Source organism: Comamonas odontotermitis (assembly GCF_020080045.1).
GTDB lineage: Bacteria > Pseudomonadota > Gammaproteobacteria > Burkholderiales > Burkholderiaceae_C > Comamonas > Comamonas odontotermitis.
The window spans coordinates 2,087,356-2,108,910 of record NZ_CP083451.1; the positions used below are offsets into that span (position 1 = coordinate 2,087,356).

A 21,555-nucleotide genomic window follows, 5' to 3' on the forward strand; every position below is an offset into this window, starting at 1 on the left:
ATGCAGACACCACAGCCCGCACAGGCCACCTTCTTCTGGCACGACTACGAAACCTTTGGCGCCGTGCCGCGCCGCGACCGTCCATCCCAGTTTGCCGGCATTCGCACCGACATGGATCTGAACGAGGTGGGCGAGCCCGTCATGCTGTTCTGCCAGCCTGCGCCCGATTACCTGCCCAGCCCCCAGGCCTGCCTGATCACCGGAATCACCCCGCAGCAATGCCTGGAGCAGGGCGTGCCCGAGCACGAGTTTGCCGCCGTGGTGGAGGCCGAACTGGGCCACCCCGGCACCATTGGCGTGGGCTACAACACCATCCGTTTTGACGACGAGGTGACGCGCTACATGCTGTGGCGCAACCTGCGCGACCCCTACGCGCGTGAATGGCAGAACGGCTGCGGCCGCTGGGATCTGCTTGATGTCGTGCGCATGGTCTATGCGCTGCGGCCCGATGGCATCACCTGGCCCAAAAAGGAAGACGGCTCGGTCAGCTTCAAGCTCGAAGACCTGGCCCGTGCCAACGGCATCCTGCATGAATCGGCCCACGATGCGCTTAGCGACGTGCGCGCCACCATCGGTCTGGCGCGGCTCATCAAGCGCTTGCAACCGCGTCTGTTCGACTTTGCGCTGGGCCTGCACAAGAAGGACCGCGTGATGCAGGAGCTGGCTCTGCCCGCCACGGCTGCCCACGCGCGGCCATTTCTGCACATCTCGGGCATGTTCGGCGTGGAGCGCGGCTGCATTGCCGTCATGTGGCCGCTCGCCCAGCACCCCACCAACAAGAACGAGGTGATCGCCTGGGATCTGGCGCAGGACCCGTCGCAGCTCGCCGAGCTTTCGGTAGAAGACATCCGCCTGCGCATGTTCACTGCCAGCGCCGACCTGCCCGAAGGCGTGGAGCGCCTGCCGATCAAGACCGTGCACCTGAACAAATCGCCCATGGTCGTCAGCAGCCTGCGCACCCTGAGCGCCGAGCAGGCCGCGCGCTGGCACATCGACATGGAGCGCGCCCTGCAATACGCTGCTGTCGCCCGCGATCTGCCGGATATGAGCGCCACCTGGGCCGCCGTGTTCCAGCGCCCGGCCTTGCAGGATGTGGATGTGGACCAGGACCTGTACGGCGGCTTCATCGGCCAGGCCGACCGCAGGCGCCTGACCCAGCTGACTGCCATGCACCCGCAGGAGCTGGCGGTGGCCAGGCCCGGGTTCGACGACGAGCGGCTGCAGGAGCTGCTCTTCCGCTACCGGGCACGCAATTTTCCGGATTCGCTCAGCGCCGCCGAACAGGCGCGCTGGCAGGCCCTGCGGGCAGCCTTTCTGCTGCAAGGCGAGGGCGGTGCCCGCACGGCCGAACAGATGTTTGCCGAAATCGACCAGCTGTCGGAAACCGCCGATGAGCGCGCAGAAGAACTGCTGGGCCTGCTCTATGACTACGCCGACGCCATCGTGCCGGACGCATGAAGATCGTGGCTTTTCAATAAAGATAGCAGCAAGCGCTTTAGGGATAAAAGATTCAAATAGTGAAGTGTCTGGATCCGTCATCTGATGAGCGCTATTTGCTATCAAATTTCAGTCCATTCGATCCGTCTGCCGAACCGATTGTCTATATAGGAGAATCCGCGCTCTGCCCGCAGCAGACGCGATCATCCGTTGATCAGCCTGGAAGTGCTTGAACCATGGACGGTACTGCTTTCTGTCTTTGGAGCGTCTACGTCGCTCACCCGAAGAACTGGTAGCACACGGCGATGGCGGCCACCACCCCAGCCAGCTCTGCCAGCAACGCGCAGGGCACGGCGTGGCGGGCGCGCTGAATGCCTACGGCGCCAAAGTACACCGCCAGCACATAGAAGGTGGTTTCGGTGCTGCCCTGGATGGTGGCAGCCACCAGGGCCGGGAAGCTGTCCACGCCCTGGCTCTGCATCGTCTCGATCAGCATGGCCCGCGCCGCGCTGCCGGAGAACGGCTTGACCAGCGCGGTCGGCAGTGCGTCGACAAAGCGGGTGTCCATGCCCGTCTGGCTCACCAGCCAGCGGATGCCTTCCAGCACATAGTCCAGCGCGCCCGACGCGCGGAAAAGGCCCACGGCGCACAGCATGGCCACCAGATAGGGAAGCAGGCCCTTGGCCACATCAAAGCCTTCCTTGGCGCCTTCCACAAAAGCCTCGTACACCGGCACCTTGCGCAGCGCCCCCACCACGACGAACAGCACCACCAGCGAGAAGAGGGTGATGTTGCCCAGCAGCGACGAGACCTGTGACAGGGCGGTGGCGGTCAAGGTGGCAAGAAAGGCCATGAACGCCGCTAGCAGCAGCGCCACCGGCAGCAGATACGCCAGCACCACCGGATGCCACAGCGGCAGGCGCTGCACCACGGCAACGCTGAGCAAGCCCACCAGCGTTGATGCCGAGGTCGCCAGCAGGATGGGCAGAAACACCAGGGTGGGGTCTGCAGCGCCTTGCTGGAGACGGTACATGAAGATGGTGACGGGTAGCAAGGTCAGCGACGAGGCGTTCAGCACCAGAAACAGGATCTGCGCATTGCTTGCCGAGGTGGCAGAGGGGTTGATGTCCTGCAGCGCCCGCATGGCCTTGAGGCCGATGGGCGTGGCCGCGTTGTCCAGCCCCAGCGCGTTGGCGGCAAAGTTCAGCGTCATCAGGCCCAGCGCAGGGTGGCCGCGCGGCACCTCGGGCATCAGCCGGGCGAACAGGGGCGCCAGCCAGCGCGCCAGCAGGTCGACGAGGCCCGCCTTTTCGGCAATCTTCAGAAAACCCAGCCACAGGGTGAGGGTGCCAAACAGCAGCACCATCACCTCGACCGACAGCTTGGCCATGCCAAACAGCGCCTGCACCATGTCTGCAAAGATCTGGCTGTTGCCGCCCACCAGCCACTGCGCCAGCGCGGCCACCGCCGCCACCACAAAAAAACCGAGCCACAGGCCGTTGAGCATGTGAAATCCTTCATCAACCGGCAAAAACTGCGCAGAGATCGTAAACACGTTCCCAGAGGCAGGCGCCGTGGCAACGATTGTGCGCGATTGGCGCTTCTGCTTTTGCCAAAAACAGGGAGGTATGGGTGGTTCACTGGCCTTTTGGCAGGCGTAGAGCCGCAGCGTATGCGGGAAAACCACAGCTTGGCGACACCCCTCGCGCTCACCCAAGTAACGCCGAAAAGCGGATTTGTCAGCACAATGCAAGGCAGAGGGAAATAATGCGTGCATAACAAAGTTTGGAGACAGCCCCAATGACGAGTTTTGCCGAGTTCCACCGCCAATCCATCGAAGACCGCGACGTATTCTGGGCCGGGCAGGCCCAGTTGATCGACTGGAAAGTGCCCCCCACGCAGATCTGCGACTACAGCAACCCACCTTTCGCGCGCTGGTTTGCTGGCGGGCAGACCAACCTCTGCCACAACGCAATTGACCGCCATGTGGCCGCCCGTGGCGACCAGCCTGCATTGATTGCGGTCTCCACCGAAACCAATACCGAGCGCACCTACACCTATGCCGAGTTGCATGCCGAAGTGCAGCGCATGGCAGCGGCGCTGCAGGCCCTGGGGGTGAAAAAGGGCGACCGGGTGCAGATCTACATGCCCATGATCGCCGAGGCTGCGATTGCCATGCTCGCCAGCGTGCGCATTGGCGCGATTCATTCGGTAGTGTTTGGCGGATTTGCCTCCGGCTCGCTCGCCACCCGCATCGATGATGCGCAGCCCACAGTCATCGTGAGCGCCGATGCCGGATCGCGCGCAGGCCGCGCCGTACCGTACAAGCCACTGCTCGACGAAGCCCTGAGCCTGGCCAGCCACAAGCCGCAGGCCGTGTTGCTCGTCGACCGTGGCCTGGTGCCGATGAACCTGGTGGCAGGGCGTGACCACCTGTGGGCCGCGCTGCGCGCGCAGCACATGGATGCGCAGGTGCCCTGTGAATGGGTCGATGCCACCCACCCCAGCTACACGCTCTACACCAGCGGCACCACGGGCAAGCCCAAGGGCGTGCAGCGCGATACGGGCGGCTATACCGTGGCGCTGGCTTCCAGCATGCCCGCCATCTTCGATGCCAAGCCGGGCCAGACCTTCTTCTGCACCAGCGACATCGGCTGGGTGGTGGGCCACAGCTACATCATCTATGCGCCGCTGATCCATGGCATGGCCACCATCATGTACGAGGGCGTGCCGATCCGGCCCGATCCCGGCATCTGGTGGAGCCTGGTGGAGAAATACAAGGTCACCCACATGTTCTCGGCGCCCACGGCCATCCGTGTGCTCAAGAAGCACGATCCCGAGTACCTTGCCAAATACGACCTCAGCAGCCTGCAGGCGCTGTGGCTGGCGGGCGAGCCGCTCGACGAGCCCACCGCCAACTGGATCAGCAGCGCCATCGGGCGCCCCATCATCGACAACTACTGGCAGACCGAGACCGGCTGGCCGATTCTCACGCTGTGCAACGGCGTGGAAAAGCAGGCTTCGCGCTTTGGCAGCCCCGGCAAGGCGGTGTATGGCTACAACGTCAAGCTGATCGACGGCGAAACGGGAGCCGAGTTGACCGAGCCCATGCAAAAGGGCGTGATCGCCATCGAAGGCCCGCTGCCGCCCGGCAACCTGATGACCATCTGGCGCGACGACCAGCGCTTCGTGAACACCTACTGGAAGAGCATTCCCGGCCGTCTCGTCTACAACACCTTTGACTGGGGCGTGCGCGACAAGGACGGCTATTACTTCATCCTGGGGCGCACCGACGACGTGATCAACGTCGCAGGCCACCGCCTGGGCACCCGCGAGATCGAGGAAAGCATCTCCGGCCACGCCAGCATTGCCGAGGTGGCCGTGGTGGGGGTGGCCGACAGCCTCAAGGGCCAGGTGGCGCTGGCCTTTGCCGTGGCCCGCGACAACAACGTGGCAGGCGACGCACAGGCCTGCGCTGCGCTGGAAAAATCGGTCTGCAACCACGTGGACGCGCAACTGGGCGCCGTGGCGCGGCCTGCGCGCGTCTACTTCGTATCGATGCTGCCCAAGACCCGCAGCGGCAAACTGCTGCGCCGCGCGCTGCAGGCCGTGGCAGAAAAACGCGAAACCGGCGACCTCTCCACCATGGAAGACCCGGCTGCGCTGCAGCAGGTGGTGGAGGCGATGACCCGCGGCTGACGGGCGCCGCCGCCACCCCTACACCACCCGATGACTGCGGGGAGCAACGATAATCGCCGCTGCAAACAGGAAGGGCGTGTGCGCAATGGCGGTGATGGTGTCTTTGGTTCCGGTGGTGGTGCTCATTGCACTGGGTTATCTGCTGGGACGTCTGGGTTGGGTCAAGGCCACGTCGGTGCGCGATCTGTCGAACATCGTCTTTCTGGTGCTGACGCCCGCGCTGCTGTTTCGCACCATGAGCCAGGTGCGCGTGCAGGATCTGAACCTGCAGACCATTGCGGTGTACTTCACGGCAGCCGGGCTGCTGTTTGCCGCCACCCTGCTGTGGCAGGGCTTCAGCACGCTCGGGGCTGCCCGCGCGTTGGCGCATTGCTTCAGCAACAACATCATGGTGGGTGTGCCGCTGGTGGGCGTGGTCTTCGGGCAGGAGGGGCTGGTAACCCTGTTCACCATCATCTCGGTGCACGCGCTGATCCTGATGACGGCGGCAACCCTGGTGTTCGAGCTGGCTGTGATGCGCCAGCAGCATGCCGCCAGCGGCGGGCCGCGCAGCTATCGATCCATGGCGGTCACGGTAGGAAGGGCGCTGAAAAACGGCATCATCCATCCCATCCCATTGCCCATCATTTGCGGCCTGCTGTTTGCCCAGACGGGGCTGCAACTGCCCGAGCTGATCGACAAGCCGCTGGCCATGCTGGCCCAGGCCCTGGGGCCGGTTGCGCTGATGCTGGTGGGCATTACGCTGTTCTACAGTGCGGTGGGCCGCTATGCCCGGCAGGCAAGCCGCATTGCCGCCATCAAGCTGCTGGTGCATCCGGCGCTGCTGCTGGCGGTGGGGTGGCTGTGGGGCCTGCGCGGCATGCCGCTCGTGGTACTGGCCACCGCGGCGGCCTTGCCCGTGGGAGCCAATGTGTTTCTATTCACCCAGCGCTATGAGGTGGGGCGCGAGGAGGTGACGGCCAGCATCGCGGTTTCTACAAGCTTTGCGCTGGTAACGATTCCGCTCATTCTGCTGGCCTTGGCGCCGATGCTCAAGACGGGCTGATGCCGTGCCCTTTATGGTGCTTTCGCTTATGGAACGGGCGCGGCATGCAGCCACCATTGCATCAGGTGCTCGTCATGCAGCGTGCCATCGATGCACAGCGCGGCAGGCTCGGTGCCGTAGACGGAAAATCCGGCCGCCTGGTACAGCTGCAGTGCAGCGCGGTTGCCGGCGTTGACGCTGAGCTTGACCAGCAAGGCGCCTGGAACCGTTCTGGCAAAGGCCAGCGCTTCCGCCAGCATGGCACGGGCGATGCCGCCGCTTCGGTGCAGGGGCGATACATACACGCCCCAGATCAGCAGCTGATGCTGCTGCTTGACGGAAGTCAATCGCCGTATGCCCATGGTACCCACCAGCTGCTCGCCGATGAAGGCGCCCAGAATGCCGCGCTCCCGCGCTTGCCCCTCGGGTTGAACCAGCCGCTGCCGCACGACGTCCACGGGCTCGTCCTTCTCTTCTGCGTAGCTGGAGCCGAAGGCGGTGGGCGCTTCGCGCAGGCCCGAAAGGCGCAGGGCCTGGAACGCGGGGGCATCCTCCGGGCCAATCCAGCGGATCTGCACAGTAGCAGACAACTCGCCTAATGGCGGGGCCGCCATCACGGAGCCAGGCGCTCGCGCACCCATTCGCTGCCTTCCAGCCGGTAGCGCAGGCGGTCGTGCAAGCGGCTCTTGCGGCCTTGCCAGAATTCCCAGGTATCGGGCACGAGCCGGAAACCGCCCCAGTGCGGCGGGCGCGGCGGCTTGAGCATGAACTGCGCACCGTACTTGGCGGCGTTGGTGACGAGCACCGTGCGGCTCTCGATCACCTGGCTTTGCGGGCTGGCCCAGGCGCCAATGCGCGAATCGAGCGGACGGCTGTTGAAGTAGGCGTCGCTTTCCGCGTCGCTCACCTTTTCCACCCGGCCTTCAATGCGCACCACGCGCTCCAGCTCCACCCAGTGGAACATCAATGCGGCAAAGGGGTTGCCTGCAATTTCGCGGCCTTTGCGGCTGTCGTAGTTGGTGTACCAGACGATGCCGCGCTCGTCATAGCCCTTGATGAGCACGATGCGCGTGCTGGGCCGTGCATCGGCGCCCACGGTGGCCACGGTCATCGCATTGGGCTCGGGCAGCTGCGCGGCCACGGCCTCGTTCATCCAGCGGTCAAACTGGTCGATGGGGGCAGGGGCCGATGCAGATTCATTCAATTCTGCGCGCTCATAGCTCTTGCGCAGGTCGGCAATGGAGTGGGACAGTTCGCTCATGGTTTGATTGTGCACTGCTTTGCGGCGGGCAGAGCGCGGCGGGCCATGCCCCAAATCAAAAGCCTGCGGGCGCAATGCACGCAGGCTTTGTCATCGTGAACATGCCGCGCAGGCATTCCGCTCAATGCGGAGTGCTGCGGATGGCGTCGCGTGCGGCTTACTGGATGACGCCGCAGCCGATGCGTGCGCCGGAGTTACCCGTAGGCTGGGTCGTGAAGTCGTCCTTGTCCTTGTGCACCACCACGGCGCGCCCCTTCACATCGCTGGGCTGGCCGGTACCGATCGAGATGTTCTTGGTTTCGTAGATGAGGGTGGCAACGCCGGTGCTGTCGGCCATCAGGCTGGGCAGGTCTCCCACATGCGACTGCGGGCCGGCCTTGCCGTGCTGGTGGCCGGTCGGGTTGTAGTGGCCGCCTGCGCTCATGGCATCGGGGGCGGAGCAGTTGCCGTTTTCATGGATGTGAAAACCGCGTTCGCTGTTGGGCGGCAGGCCGGTGACCTGGGCGTTCACGCGCACGGTGTCCTGGCCTGCCTGGTAGAAGCGGATGTAGCCGCTGATGTTGTTGCCTGCAGTGGGCTTGATGATGGCTTCTGCCACCGGTGCGGAGCGGTCGGTGCTCGCACAGGCGCTCAGCAGGGCCGCCAGCGCTGCAGCGCCAGCGATGGCGGCGAATCGAATGCTTGGTTGTGCCATGGTTTTCCTCCAGGTGATCGGTTCTCAAAAGGCAGTGCAGACAAAGGCTGCCTGCTGTGCCTCGACTGGTGTTTGTAACACGCCATCTGCTATCAATTTGTAGTCCTGCAGCTTTAGCTGACGCTCATTGACGTTGTGGATGTATCAACAAGTTAGCCATCCGGTCCCACACCGCCTGTGCTGCTGCAGGCAGGCTGCGCTGGCGGCGGCGCACCAGCATGATGGCGCGTTCCACCTGCGGCGTCAGATCAGCCACCAGCAGGCCCGGTAGTCCCTGCGGCGGAATGGCCAGGCGCGGCATGATGCTGATGCCGATACCCGCCTCCACCATCCGAAAGGCGGTGGTGACATGGCCCACCTCCTGCACCACGGGGCAATGCGCAGGCCCGCAGCCATGCGCCAGCAGGGCCGAATCCATGAGCCGGCGGCTGCCCGAGGCATGGTCCAGCAGCACCAAGGGCAGCCCCTGCAACTGGGCCCAGCCAAGCGTGATGGCCGCGCTGTCGGCCTGGCCCCGTACCAGCGCGTGGCTGGCGGGCAGCACGGCCACAAAGGGATCGTGCAGCAGGGTGACGTGCTCCAGATCACCCAGCTCTGGTGGCTCCACCACCACGCCAAAGTGCACGTCGCCATTGCGCACCTGGGCCAGCACCTCCTGCTGGAGCCTGTCTACCAGCTGCAATTGCACCTCCGGCAGATCACGGCTGCAGGCGGCAATGCAGGCGGGCATCAGCGCTGCCGACAGGGTAGGGCTGCTGGCCACACGCACCACACCGCGCGCGGCCTGGCCCACGTCAGCCACCTCGTCCAGCGCGTCGGCCAGTTCTTGCAGCAGGGGTGCCACGCGCTGGGTGAGCAACTGGCCCGCCTGGGTGAGCAGCACTTCGCGTGTGGTGCGGTCGAGCAGCCGCACATTGAGCTGGCCTTCCAGTTCCACCATGGCACGGCTGACGGCTGATTGCGTCAGGCCCAGGGCCTGACCCGTCTGGCTGAAGCTGTGGCTCTGGGCCAGGGCCATGAAAACCTGCAGTTGGCGGAGGGTGACATGCATGGTGCGGTGTGTGGGAGTGGGGTGTTATTAATTTGATAGCAACTGGCGCTTGCCAGATAAGCCCTTGTGTTCAAAGTGGCTTGTGTTTCTGTACCAAAGAATGATATATGACTGAAAATCATCAATCTATCTTATAAATTAATTTTACTTTTGGTGGCCGCTGGCGTCCAATGCGGGCATGAAATTCCGCCCCGATAACTTCACCCTGATGCTGGTGGCCGTCGTGCTGCTGGCCAGCTTTCTCCCCGCGACCGGCGATGTCGCATCCATTCTGGAGAAGGTGACCACCGCCGCCGTGGCGCTGCTGTTCTTTCTGCACGGCGCCAAGCTCTCGCGCAAGGCGGTACTCGACGGCATCATGCACTGGCGCCTGCACCTGTTCATCGTGCTCAGCACCTTTGCCCTGTTTCCGCTGCTGGGCTGGCTGCTCAAGCCGGTGCTCACGCCGCTGGTATCGCCGCAAATTTATGTGGGCGTGATGTTCCTGTGCGTGCTGCCATCCACGGTGCAGTCGTCCATTGCCTTTGTGTCGATGGCGCGCGGCAATATTCCAGCGGCCATCTGCAGCGCCTCGGCTTCTACCTTGCTGGGCGTGTTCATCACACCGCTGCTGGTGAGCATTTTCGTGACCGAGCACGGCGCCAGCGGCTCGTTTGTTGATGCCGTGGTCAAGATCCTGTTGCAACTGATGCTGCCTTTCGCGCTGGGCCATTTGCTGCAGCGCTGGGTGGGCCCTTTCATCAAGGCCCACGGCAAGCTCACCAAGGTGGTCGATCAGGGCTCGATTCTGCTGGTGGTCTACACCGCTTTCAGCGCGGCTGTCGTGCAAGGCATCTGGCGGCAGGTATCGGTAAGCACCCTGGTGGGGCTGCTGGTGATCTGCGCCATCATCCTGGCTCTGGCGCTGTTCCTGACAACCTTCCTCTCGCGGCGCTTGGGCTTTAACAAGGAAGACGAGATCACCGCCGTCTTCTGCGGCAGCAAGAAAAGCCTGGTGAGCGGGGTGCCGATGGCCAAGGTGCTGTTTGCCAGCAGCACGGTGGGCATGATGGTGCTGCCGTTGATGCTGTTCCACCAGATGCAGCTGATGGTGTGCGCGGTGCTCGCGGCCCGGTATGCCCGGCGGGCGGAGCTGATCGAAGGCGAAGCCGTTGCAGCGGCAGCCGCCAAATAAAGAACTCAGATAGACAGAAAAGCCCAAGGAGACACTGGCATGACACCTTTTATCGCGCGCCGCGCACTGCTGGCCGCCGCTGTTGCCGCGCTGAGCACAGGCACCCAGGCTGCAGAGCCAGCATTCCCCTCAGGCCCCATGCGCATGGTGGTCGGCTTTGCAGCCGGTGGCGGCAACGACATCCTCGCCCGCGTGATCGCCAGGGAGCTGCAGCAGCGCCTGGGCCAGCCCGTGGTGGTGGAGAACAAGCCCGGCGCGGGTGGCCTGATCGCAGGCGATATCGTTGCCAAGGCGCCTGCCAATGGCCTGACCCTGCTGCTCGGCTCGATGGGCGCGCAAACGGTGGCCCCCAGTCTGATGGCCAAGCCGCCATACGACCCGCGCACCGGTCTGGCGGCTGTCACCCTGGTGGCCGATTCGGGGAACGTGCTGCTCATCCACAGCAAACTCCCCTACAAGAGCGCCAAGGACGTGATCGATGCCGCCCGCAAGCAGCCGGGCAAGCTCAGCTATGGCTCCAGCGGGCAGGGCTCCACGCTGCACCTGGCGGGAGCCCTGTTTGCGCAGCAGGCCAAGGTGGACATGCTGCATGTGCCGTACAAGGGCAACTCGCAGGCCATCACCGACCTCTCGGGCGGCCAGGTCGACATGGCGTTCTCCGGCATTCCACCCGCCCTGGCTTCGGTGCGCACAGGGCAGACGCGCATGCTGGCGGTCACCACCGCCAAGCGCCTCAAATCCTTGCCCGATGTGCCGACGGTGGCAGAGTCGGGCTTGCCGGGCTATGCGTTTTCGTCCTGGTATGGCGTGCTGACGACGGGCGGCACACCGGCCCCCATCATCGAGCGGCTGGCTGCGGAAATCCATGCCATCGTCGCCAAGCCCGAGGTGCGCGAGGTGTTTGCCCAGCAGGGCGTGGAGCCCGAAACCAGTACCCCGGCTGAATTTCAGCGCATGATCGATGCCGAACTCACCCGCTGGGCCCGGGATGTGAAGACGCTGGGCATCCTGTAGGCCGCAGCTATTTGAGCGCTGGCGTGAAGGTGATCTCGTATTTCTCCAGCGCAGGCCCCACATCCAGCCGCATCTGGCGGCGTTTGGCTGTCTTGGGGCCGCCCAGCACCTGGGCGGTGATGCGGATGCCCTTGCCCTGCGCGCTGCAGCGCAGGTTCTGCAGCGTCAAACCGGCCTTGTCGTCGTTGATTTCTGCAAACCCCAGGGTGTGGGCTGCCACGCCGCGCCAGCTGCCTGCGCCTTCGGGCTGGTTCATCCACTGCACAAACAGCACCGATTGGCCGTTCTGCTCGCCCAGCACCACACGGTAGGGCTGGGCAGATTTGCTGCTGCCGCTGTTGCGGTTGCCGCACAGCTGGACGCTGACCACCGCGTCGGCCACGGCAAAGTTGTTGATCTTGGGCTCTGCCGCCTGCAAGGGCAGGCTGGCAGCGAGCGGTGACAGGCAGATGGCCGCCATGGCGGCAAGACGAGAGAGGGTGCGGTAACGCATGAAGCAATCAATCAGGAAGGCAGCCTGCAGTCCATTGCGGTCCATCGCAGGCCATCATGGCGCCAGGGCCGGTGCCCATGCCAAAGCGGCAATCATAGGCCTCGCGGGGTGCCAGGTGTGCGGGGCGACCCTCGCAAGCCGCAAATTTGCGCAAAACATCGCAAGCGATTGCAAGAACCCGGAGCAATCAAGGATTTGCCCGGGTAAAAAAATAGAGGCGAAACAGGGGCAAAACAGGGCTTACGCCGCCTGCTGGCTGGCAATGGCCTGCGCCAGCCGCAGCATGCTCAGCGGCGCACAGCCCTCGGCCTCGTTGCTGATCGTCACATAGGCCTGCTGGCCCTTGCCGCAGATGCCGGCAACGGTGCGGGCCAGCGCTTCGAGCGTCGCATCATCGGGCTGTTGAATGCGGTCAAACGGCGCCAGCTTCTGCTCGGCCTCGGCATAGCCGTAGGGGCCGAAGACCGGGTTCACATTCCAGCGGCACACCAGCGGGCCGGGCCACAGGGCGCGCAGCAGTGGTAGCTGCTCTGCAATCCGTGGCATCTTGGCGTGCAGGCCCAGGCAATAGGTGGCGCCGCTGTTGCGCAGAATCCGGGCAAACTGCGGCGCAACGTCGGGGCGCAGCCAGTCGGGGTCGCGCACCTCGTAGGCAATAATGGGCCGTGCTTCCTCTGGCAAACTGGCCAGCTGCGCTTGCACAGCAAGCGCCAGCTGCTCCAGTTCTGATAGCGTTTGCTGCATGCGAATGAGTCGCCCCATCGGCAGGGGGCTGAGCTGAAACAACAGCACGCCCAGCTTGCTGCCCAGGCCTTCGCACGCAGGGCGCACATAGGTGTCCAGCGCCAGATCGGGGTTCAGAAACACCGGATTGGCTTCGCGGCCCCGGCCTTCCTCACCGCGCACCTGCGCATCGCACACCAGCGAAGGTGCTTTGACGACAAAGCGAAAATCCTCCGGCACCTGGGCGGCGTACACCGCGTATTCCGATGCCGCCAGTGGCCGGTAAAAGCTGCGGTCAATGCTCACGGTGCGCAGCAGCGGATGCTGCGAATAGGCGGTCAGGCCCCGCTGCGCCAGAATGCGCTCGCTATAGGCCTTGGCCCACACCAGCCCCTGCCAGCCCGGGTACGACCACGACGATCCGCCCAGCCGCAGCAGGGCAGGCAGGCGCTCTGCCAACCCGTCACCCAGCAGGGGCTGGGCAGGGGCCACGGTCTGGGCGCGGCTGCGTGGCGTGGCCGGCGCAGTGGTCGCGGTTGCAGTAGCCTCCTCAATGGACTGGGCGGCTGGCGTAGCCGCGCCAGACCCGGGCTGTGCGGGCGCGGCCGGGTGCGCATCACCGTGACCGGCAGCACCTGTGTCACCAAACAAGTCGAACGTGGAATCAGTTGCGCGAGACATGGCAGAGGGCAGATACGGACAAAACGGCAGCGCAGGGGGGGTGAAACATCCAAAAGTGGCCCGCCGAGTGTAGAGCCTGCCGGGCAGACTGCAACGCTGCGCGTATTCGCATTGTTTTACGATTCTGCCTAAATTGGAGTTTTGCGCACGTCCTTCAAGCGCCAAAAGCTATTAAAAGTGTAGCGATGCGTCATAACCCCTGTGCTTATCACCAGTAGGTGCCGCTGCCTATGGCACACTCGGCGTCTTTGCCAGAAATGCATTGGAGCGAGAGTCAAGCATGCACAAGATCATTGCGCAGATTGCCGGGGAGTTGAAGGTTGCCGAATCGCAGGTGAAATCGGCGGTGGAATTGCTCGATGGCGGCGCCACCGTCCCGTTCGTCGCCCGTTACCGCAAGGAAGCCACGGGCGGCCTCGATGACACGCAATTGCGCACACTGGACGAGCGCCTGGGCTACCTGCGCGAGCTGGAAGACCGCCGCGGCACCGTGCTCAAGGCCATCGACGAGCAGGGCAAGCTCACCGACGCGCTGCGCCTGGCCATTGCCAACGCCCCCACCAAGCAGGAGCTGGAAGACATCTACCTGCCGTTCAAGCAAAAGCGCCGCACCAAGGGCCAGATTGCCAAGGAATTCGGCATCGAGCCGCTGGCCGACAAACTGTTTGCCGACCCCTCGCTTGATCCGCACAAGGAGGCCGAGGCCTTCTGCAAGCCCGCCACCACACTGGACGACGGCAAACCCGGCCCCGATTTCTCGACCACCTTCGCCGTGCTCGACGGCGTGCGCGACATCCTCTCCGAGCGCTGGGCCGAAGACCCGTCCCTGGTGCAGAAGCTGCGCGAGTGGCTGTGGGATGAAGGCCTGCTCCAGTCCAAGAAGGTGGAAGCCAAGAACGAAAACGACCCCGAGGTTGCCAAGTTCCGCGACTACTTCGAGTACGACGAGCCCATCGGCCGCGTGCCGTCGCACCGCGCGCTGGCCGTCTTCCGTGGCCGCGCGCTCGAAATCCTTGAAGCCAAGCTGGTGCTCCCCGTGGAGCCCGAACCCGGCCAGCCGAGCCTTGCCGAAGGAAAGATCGCGCTGCACCTGGGCTGGAGCCACGCCAAGCGCGCGGCCGATGACCTGATCCGCAAGTGCGTGGCCTGGACCTGGCGCGTCAAGCTCAGCCTCTCGACCGAGCGCGACCTGTTCTCCCGCCTGCGTGAAGACGCTGAAAAAGTCGCCATCAAAGTCTTTGGCGACAACCTGCGCGACCTGCTGCTGGCAGCACCTGCCGGCCAGCGCTCTGTGATCGGCCTGGACCCCGGCATCCGCACCGGCGTGAAGGTGGCCGTGGTTGACAGCACCGGCAAGCTGGTCGACACCACCACCATCTATCCGCACGAGCCCCGCCGTGACTGGGATGGCTCGCTCGCCGTACTCGCCAAGCTGGTGGAAAAGCACAACATCAACCTGATTGCCATCGGCAACGGCACTGCCAGCCGCGAAACTGACAAACTGGCAGCCGATCTGATCAAGATCGCCAGCCAGGCCGACAAGAAGATCGACAAGGTTGTGGTGAGCGAGGCGGGCGCCTCGGTCTATTCGGCCAGCGAATTTGCCGCGCAGGAAATGCCCGACATCGACGTGAGCCTGCGTGGCGCGGCAAGCATTGCCCGCCGCCTGCAGGACCCGCTGGCCGAGCTGGTCAAGATCGACCCCAAGAGCATCGGCGTGGGCCAGTACCAGCACGATGTGAACCAGAGCGAACTCGCGCGCCAGCTTGACGCCGTGGTTGAAGACTGCGTGAACTCCGTGGGCGTCGACCTGAACACGGCATCGGCCCCGTTGCTCTCCCGCGTCTCGGGCCTCTCGGGCTCGGTGGCCAAGTCGGTGGTGCGCTGGCGCGATGCCAACGGCAGCTTCCAGAACCGCAAGCAACTCATGGAAGTGGCGGGCCTGGGCGCCAAGACCTTCGAGCAGGCTGCGGGCTTTCTGCGCATTCGCGGTGGCGACAACCCGCTGGATGTCACCGGTGTCCACCCCGAAACCTACCCGGTGGTCGAGCAGATCATCGTCAGAACCGGCAAACCCATCGGCGAGATCATGGGCCGTGGCGAAGTGCTCAAGTCGCTCAAGCCCGAACAGTTTGCCGACGACCGGTTTGGCGCCGTCACCATCAAGGACATTCTGGGCGAGCTGGAAAAGCCCGGCCGCGACCCGCGCCCTGACTTCGTTGTGGCCCGCTTCAACGACGGCGTGGAAGACATCAAGGACCTGCGCGAGGGCATGACGCTCGAAGGCACGGTCAGCAACGTGGCCCAGTTCGGTGCCTTCGTCGACCTGGGCGTGCACCAGGACGGCCTCGTCCACGTCAGCCAGATGAGCCACAAGTTCATTGAAGACGCCCGTGAAATCGTCAAGACCGGCCAGATCGTCAAGGTCAAGGTGCTCGAAGTCGATGTGGACCGCAAGCGCATCAGCCTCACCATGAAGCTCGACGCAGCCCCCGCCAGGCGCGATGGCCCGCGCGACAACCGCTTTGAAAGCGCAGGCCGGGGCAACAGTTACGGCGGCAATCGCGGCGGCGGCCGGGACAGCTATGCCCAGCCCCAGCGTGGCAACCAGCCCACACAGCAGGGCGCCATGGCCTCTGCATTTGCCAAACTGCAAGGCCTCAAGAAATAATCGAGGCCAGGACGCGACCAGCGCCGCAAGCTCCGCAAGGGGCTTGCGGCTTTTTTATGCTCTACAGGGTCAGATGCATCGAGGGGTTATGAGAAACAAGAACAGCGAAAACAACAAAAACAAAAGCCAAGGCCGCATGGCCATGGGCATGCTGCTGGTGCTGGTGGTCGTCCTCATGGCAGGTATCAAGATGAGCTACCGGGGCTGGACCTCGCTCGGCCAGGCCAAGAACAAGGCGCAGGCCGAGCAGCCTGCCCCGCTGGTGTGGCCGCCCCAGGCTGCGCCGGAGTCGGAGCCGTTCTGCCACACCGTCAAACTGACCCTGCCGCAGTTGGACAAAGCCAACGAAGAAGGCTTTGCCGTTGACCAGGGCCGCCGCTGCATCACCCGCGAAGCCATGCGCGCGCACGACGAATACTTGGCGCAGCGCGCCCGGAGCAAGGCCGAGCGCGATGCCAATGAAAGCCGCCATGCGCTGGAGCAAAAGCTGCAGGCCGAACTGGAGCAGGCCGTGGCCCAGCAGGTGGCGCAGGGCGGCATCACGCTGCAAAACCTGGGGCAGGCGCGCGAAGGCAAAACCACCCAGGTCGCCAATGTGCTGCTGCCGAGCGCTGGCGGCGCTGCCAAACCACTGCCCAAGCCACCTGCAGAGCTGTTTGTGCCCGTCACCTACCATAGCGGCGGCATGCCGCTGGCCGGCTTTGTCACCCCCAATCCCAAGGACGGCAAACGCCATCCCGTCATCATCTGGCTCACCGGCGGCGACAGCAACACCCTGGACGACTTCTGGACCGAAGGCACGCCCGGCAACGACCAGAGCGCCAGTGCCTTCCGCAAGGCCGACATGGTCATGATGTTTCCCACCCTGCGAGGCGGCAACAGCAACCCGGGCCAGCGCGAATATTTCTGGGGCGAGGTGGACGACGTGACCGCCGCCGTGCTGTTTGCAGCCCGGCTGCCGTATGTGGACCCGGCCCGCATTTACTTGGGTGGCCACAGCACCGGCGCCACGCTGGCGCTGCTCGTGGCCGGCACCGGTTTACCGGTGCAGGGCGTCTTTGCGTTTGGCCCGGTCGCCGATCCGTCCACCTACACATCGAGCCAGCTGCCGGTGGCCTGGAAAAGGCTGGGCAGCGAAGAGCAGCGCCTGCGTGCGCCCATCCACTGGCTGCACGCCATCAAGGCGCCCACCTGGATCATCGAAGGCGCCAATCCGCCGTCGAACATGGCCGCGCAATCCCAGCTGTGCAAGGCACGCAAGTCAGAACAGGTCCACTGCGTGCAGGTGGCGGGACTGGACCACTTCTCGGTGCTGCAGCCGCTCACCCGCCGCATTGCCGCGCAACTGGCCATGGGCGAAGACCCCAAGCTCGAATCCACGGCCCCGCTGCCGTAGAAAACCTACGACTGCTCGCCAATACGCGCGGGGCCAATCCGGCCCCAGACAACAAGCCATACAGCAAGCCAGCCAGCAACGCAACAAGGCACCAAAACGGCGCCATCCCTGCCCGGGGTGGCGCCGTTTTTCCGTTCCGGGCATCGGCGCCAGACGCTCTGTGCCGTGCCGTCCCGGCACCCGTATGCCCTGGCAGGCGGCCTGCACACTGTTGCCAGGGTTACACACATCCTGTACCTGCAAGCACCGGGCATCCCCGGGATGTAACAGGCATGTGTTTAATATGTTTAATATTTATCAATTCTTAGATTGAGATTGAGTTTGAATATTGATAGTATGCAAGTGTAAATACTGCAAAACGCCAATCCCAGTCCCTTTGCCGGCCTTCGCAGCGCCATGTTTCAGGCGTGCGTCCATGCATACCACCGCGTTGCCGCTGGTTGCGCGGCGGGCAGGTGGGACGAGTAAAAAAAATGACCCCAACATATCCAGAGCCATTGGAGGGCACAGAGATTCTTACTCTGCAAGATGACTACAAGGACAACGGATTCGAGATGTTCAACAATCCGCCCTCCATGTGGCCGTCCTTTCTGGTGGGACAGCGTGACAAGCCTGTCCGCACCATCGTGATCGACGATGACATCCACTTTGTCAACGTGCTGCTGCAGGAACTTGCGCTGGACGAACGCATCCAGGTGGTGGGCCGCGCCCTCAATTTCAAGGACGGCAAGCGCCTGGTGCGCGCCGCCGATTTTGACGTGCTGATCGTCGATCTGAACCTCACCGATCGCTCCGGCGAACTGCTGCTGGAGCTCGCCGCTGCCCAGAAACCGGCCAGCCAATCCATCGTGTGCACCGCATCCGATCTGGAAGACCATATTCGCCGTGCCCTGGAACTGGGCGCATCCGGGTATCTGCTCAAGCACTCGTGGTTTGGCTCCTATGCGCAGTCCATCCTGCAGGTGGCCAACGGTGGGGCGGCCATCACGCCTCACTTGGTCAAGCGTCTGTTGAATCACCCCGAACCGGTGCGGCAGGCACCGGCCAGCATGACAGACGTTCCCAAGACATCGGCAAGTCAGTTGTCGATGCGTGAGCTTGATGTTCTGCGCATGGTCGCCAATGGCAACACCAGCCTCGAAATTGCATCGCAACTGCAGATCAGCCACATGACGGTCAACACCCACATCCGCAACACCTACCGCAAGCTCCAGGTGCGCTCACGTGCCCAGGCCGTGCAAAACGCCATGCTGCGGGGCTTGATCTAGCAATTTGTGCAGAACACGTGCGCAGGTGAAGGCTGAGGGGCGGGGACACGGCTGCGTACCACTAGGCGGTGATTTCATGGCCATGGCCCAGCCTGATGTGCGCAGAATGCTTCTCTATCGATAGCAAACTGCGCCAGACGCGACACCGGCACACCCCTGGATCAGCGGGTGGATGACAGGCAACAGTCCACAAAGCGGCTGAAATGGCATCAAAATGCCAACGCAGCCATTTGCCTGACCATGCCAGACCCACGCTCACCCCACCCGCAGCAACCGCCGCACCCGCATTCGCCGCCAAGCGCCCCGTTGCCCCGGCAGGACTCCGCCGCGGAAGCGCACGCCACTGCGCCCACTTCTGCGCACAGGGAGGGCAGCATGGGATCGGCGGCACCTTCGCAGCCACCGTCACCACCACAGTCTTCACACCCGCTGCAAGCCCCCCCGACACCGCATTCACTGCATTCTCCGCAGTCACCGCAGCTTGCATCACCTAGCAGCGATGTCCTGGCGCCGCTCCTGTCGATCGTGCCCGGTCTGCGCCTGATGGTCGGCATGGTGATTGCCGGGGTCGTCATATTTGGCCTCTATGTGGGCCGCAACGTATTGCTGCCGCTGGCGTTGGCGGCATTGCTCGGCTTCCTGCTCGATCCTGCGGTCAGCCGCCTCAAGCGTTGGGGGCTGCCCCGGCTGCTGTCCGTGATCCTTGTGGTCATGGTTGCCATTGCAGGGGTGGGAGCAGGGGCCTTGTACGTGGGCAGCCAGGCCACGGTGTTGAGCGCCGAGCTTCCGACTTACCAGAACACCATCCGCCAGAAGCTGCGCAACCTCAAAGGCTACTTCAAGGGCCCCAGCGTGTTTGATGGCGCCTTCAAAGTCTTCAACACCGTCGAGACTGAAATTGCCCTGCCGGATACCGGCAAACCCAAGCCAGCCCGCGCCCAGAAGGTCGAAATCCAGGAGCCCGCGGCCAAGCCCATCCAGAAAATGCTCGATGTGGTGTCCAAAGTGGGCGAACCGGTTGCCACCGCTGGCATCGTCCTGCTGTTCGTGATCCTGATCCTGCTCGACCGCAGCGACCTGCAGGATCGCCTGCTGCGCCTCATGGGGCGCAACATGCACATGGCAACCGACGCCCTGGATGAAGCCTCCACCCGCATAGGCCAGTACCTGCGCATGCAGTTCATCGTCAACCTGAGCTACGGCATCCCCATGTGGCTGGGGCTGTGGTGGATCGGTGTGCCCGGTGCCGCCCTGTGGGGAGCGCTGGCCGCCGTCATGCGCTTTGTGCCCTACATCGGCCCCATGGTCTCGGCGATCTTTCCCCTCACGCTGGCCTTTGCCGTCGACCCGGGCTGGGATCTCCTCCTGTGGACGCTGGCCCTCATCCTCGTGCTGGAGCTGATCAGCAACAACATCATCGAGCCGTGGCTCTACGGCTCCAGCACCGGCCTGTCCACCCTGTCGATCATCCTGGCCGCCACCTTCTGGACCGCCTTGTGGGGACCTATCGGCCTGATCCTGTCCACGCCGCTCACCGTCTGCCTGCTGGTGCTGGGGCGCTATATACCTGCCCTGCGGTTCTTCGAGATCCTGCTGGGCAGCGGCGCGGTGTTCGACCCGCCGCAAAAACTCTTCCAGCGCCTGCTGGGCGGCAATGTGGACGAGGCGGTCGATGTGGCGACCCACCGCATCGATGAAGAGCTGCCTGCCAAACCCACCGGCCAGGACACGGCCAGGGCCGTCACCAGGTTCTACGATGGCGTGGCGATTCCCGCGCTCAAGCTCGCAGCGCACAACTACCTGAACCAGTCCACGGCAGAACACCGCCTGCGCCTGTCCGTGGGCACGGCAGAGCTAGTCGAAGAACTGCGGGAGCACTACCCCCCTGCAAAGGCCGTACTTGTGGGGCAGGAAGCCACCGAGCGGGAAGAGGGCGGCAAGCCCGTGCACGAGGCACCCGGCCGGCCAGCCATACTGTGCGTGGGCCTGCGCTGGGACATTGACGTACAGGCCGCAGCCATGGCCGCCCACGCCCTGCAGCTGTACGGCCTGCCAGCTGGGCACGACGCCGAAGCACTGCCCGTTTTCCCCCGCGACGCCGATCTCAACACCTGGGCCGGGGTGCGTGCGGTCTGCATCTGCAGCTTTCACCCCCACCCGCAGACCAAGCTGCGCCAACTGTGCAAGCGCATCCGCCAGCGCTGGCCAGAGCTGGGAATCGTCGTGGCGCTGTGGAACACCGACAACCAGCTGCTCGACCCCGATGCCATCCGCGCCATCCAGGCCGACTACGGCGTGCGCACCATCGACGAGCTTGCGCTCCGCATTCAGGTGGAATCGGGCGTTGAACAATGGGTACAGCAAGCCGTCAAGCCCGAAATCCCGGCGGGCGAAGACAAGCGCCTCAAGGCCCTGCACAAGAGTGGCGTGCTGCACCCAGTCCACCACGACCAGTACCGCGAGGCCGCCATACAGGCCTGCAATGCTTTCCAGGTGCCCTGGGCCTACGTCGCCTGGGTCGATAAGGACCGCGTCTACATGCCGGGCGCTGTTTTTGACAGTGGCGACAGCGAACTTGCGCAAACGGGCATGGCTCGTGCCGACGCACTGGCCTCCTTCGTGATCGCCGATGGCGCGCCCCTGGTGATCGAAGACACACAGCGCAACCCACGCTTTGCGCGCAACCCGCATGTGGACAGCCTGGGCGTGCGCTTCTACGCAGCAGCACCCCTGCGCTACAGGCGGGGGGCCGTTCTGGGGGCCCTGTGCATACTCGATCAGGTGCCGCGCGACATGAGCGCCGACGACCTCAAGGTGCTCGAAAACATGGCCGACGACTTGATGAAATCGCTGGAAGGCAGCCACGGAATACCGATAGCTGTCTCTCCAAACCCCGATCCCGCTCGGTAATAGGAGCCGTTAACACAACCCGGCAAATCGCAGATTTGCGGTTGAGACAAGGCGCCGGT

At 64.0% G+C, this 21,555-nt stretch carries 16 protein-coding genes; 9 read left to right on the forward strand and 7 right to left on the reverse strand.

Annotated features, from left to right (window positions below):
* Window positions 1-1,458 (forward strand): exodeoxyribonuclease I, encoded by a 1,458-nt coding sequence (gene sbcB / locus LAD35_RS09720; protein ID WP_224152468.1) that lies wholly within the window; start codon window positions 1-3, stop codon window positions 1,456-1,458.
* A 256-nt stretch (window positions 1,459-1,714) separates the two neighbouring features.
* On the opposite strand, the gene LAD35_RS09725 is transcribed toward sbcB, so the two are convergent.
* Complete coding sequence (locus LAD35_RS09725; protein WP_224152469.1) at window positions 1,715-2,944, reverse strand: nucleoside recognition domain-containing protein; 1,230 nt, start codon at window positions 2,942-2,944, stop codon at window positions 1,715-1,717.
* Window positions 2,945-3,237: 293 nt separating this feature from the next.
* On the opposite strand from LAD35_RS09725, the gene LAD35_RS09730 reads away from it, so the two are divergent.
* A complete protein-coding gene (locus LAD35_RS09730; RefSeq protein WP_224152470.1) occupies window positions 3,238-5,136 on the forward strand; it encodes a propionate--CoA ligase in 1,899 nt (632 codons plus the stop codon).
* An 85-nt stretch (window positions 5,137-5,221) separates the two neighbouring features.
* Window positions 5,222-6,181, forward strand: coding sequence for an AEC family transporter (locus LAD35_RS09735; protein WP_184710632.1), 960 nt, complete (start codon window positions 5,222-5,224; stop codon window positions 6,179-6,181).
* Window positions 6,182-6,207: 26 nt separating this feature from the next.
* Here LAD35_RS09735 and LAD35_RS09740 read toward each other — a convergent pair whose 3' ends face one another.
* From LAD35_RS09740 to LAD35_RS09755, 4 genes are all read right to left on the reverse strand, one after another.
* Window positions 6,208-6,750 carry a GNAT family N-acetyltransferase gene (locus tag LAD35_RS09740; protein ID WP_224152472.1) on the reverse strand — a complete coding sequence of 181 codons (543 nt, stop codon included), beginning with the start codon at window positions 6,748-6,750 and terminating at the stop codon, window positions 6,208-6,210.
* Between the two features lie 23 nt (window positions 6,751-6,773).
* Window positions 6,774-7,421, reverse strand: a complete 648-nt coding sequence (gene pdxH, locus LAD35_RS09745; RefSeq protein WP_224152473.1) for a pyridoxamine 5'-phosphate oxidase — start codon at window positions 7,419-7,421, stop codon at window positions 6,774-6,776.
* Between the two features lie 157 nt (window positions 7,422-7,578).
* On the reverse strand, window positions 7,579-8,115 hold the full coding sequence (locus LAD35_RS09750; protein ID WP_224152474.1) for a superoxide dismutase family protein: 537 nt from the start codon (window positions 8,113-8,115) through the stop codon (window positions 7,579-7,581).
* A gap of 124 nt (window positions 8,116-8,239) precedes the next feature.
* On the reverse strand, window positions 8,240-9,166 hold the full coding sequence (locus tag LAD35_RS09755; protein WP_224152475.1) for a LysR family transcriptional regulator: 927 nt from the start codon (window positions 9,164-9,166) through the stop codon (window positions 8,240-8,242).
* A gap of 178 nt (window positions 9,167-9,344) precedes the next feature.
* Between LAD35_RS09755 and LAD35_RS09760 the strand changes: the two genes are divergently transcribed.
* Both LAD35_RS09760 and LAD35_RS09765 read left to right on the forward strand, forming a co-directional pair.
* Window positions 9,345-10,340, forward strand: a complete 996-nt coding sequence (locus LAD35_RS09760) for a bile acid:sodium symporter family protein (protein ID WP_224152476.1) — start codon at window positions 9,345-9,347, stop codon at window positions 10,338-10,340.
* A 39-nt stretch (window positions 10,341-10,379) separates the two neighbouring features.
* Entirely contained in the window at window positions 10,380-11,354 is a 975-nt protein-coding gene (locus tag LAD35_RS09765) for a Bug family tripartite tricarboxylate transporter substrate binding protein (protein ID WP_224152477.1), read from the forward strand.
* A 7-nt stretch (window positions 11,355-11,361) separates the two neighbouring features.
* On the opposite strand, the gene LAD35_RS09770 is transcribed toward LAD35_RS09765, so the two are convergent.
* Complete coding sequence (locus LAD35_RS09770) at window positions 11,362-11,892, reverse strand: hypothetical protein (protein WP_224152478.1); 531 nt, start codon at window positions 11,890-11,892, stop codon at window positions 11,362-11,364.
* Window positions 11,893-12,087: 195 nt separating this feature from the next.
* Complete coding sequence (locus LAD35_RS09775) at window positions 12,088-13,251, reverse strand: DUF72 domain-containing protein (RefSeq protein ID WP_224152479.1); 1,164 nt, start codon at window positions 13,249-13,251, stop codon at window positions 12,088-12,090.
* Window positions 13,252-13,531: 280 nt separating this feature from the next.
* On the opposite strand from LAD35_RS09775, the gene LAD35_RS09780 reads away from it, so the two are divergent.
* The 4 genes from LAD35_RS09780 (at window position 13,532) to LAD35_RS09795 (ending at window position 21,496) form a co-directional block, all read left to right on the forward strand.
* Window positions 13,532-15,922 carry a Tex family protein gene (locus tag LAD35_RS09780; protein ID WP_224152480.1) on the forward strand — a complete coding sequence of 797 codons (2,391 nt, stop codon included), beginning with the start codon at window positions 13,532-13,534 and terminating at the stop codon, window positions 15,920-15,922.
* An 88-nt stretch (window positions 15,923-16,010) separates the two neighbouring features.
* The gene (locus LAD35_RS09785; protein WP_224152481.1) at window positions 16,011-17,318 is read left to right on the forward strand and encodes an alpha/beta hydrolase family protein; all 1,308 of its coding nucleotides are present in this window, start codon (window positions 16,011-16,013) and stop codon (window positions 17,316-17,318) included.
* 473 nt (window positions 17,319-17,791) lie between these two features.
* Window positions 17,792-18,586 carry a response regulator transcription factor gene (locus LAD35_RS09790; RefSeq protein ID WP_224152482.1) on the forward strand — a complete coding sequence of 265 codons (795 nt, stop codon included), beginning with the start codon at window positions 17,792-17,794 and terminating at the stop codon, window positions 18,584-18,586.
* Between the two features lie 525 nt (window positions 18,587-19,111).
* Window positions 19,112-21,496: an AI-2E family transporter gene (locus tag LAD35_RS09795; protein WP_224152483.1), complete on the forward strand. Its 2,385-nt coding sequence runs from the start codon at window positions 19,112-19,114 to the stop codon at window positions 21,494-21,496.
* Window positions 21,497-21,555: the final 59 nt, after the last annotated feature.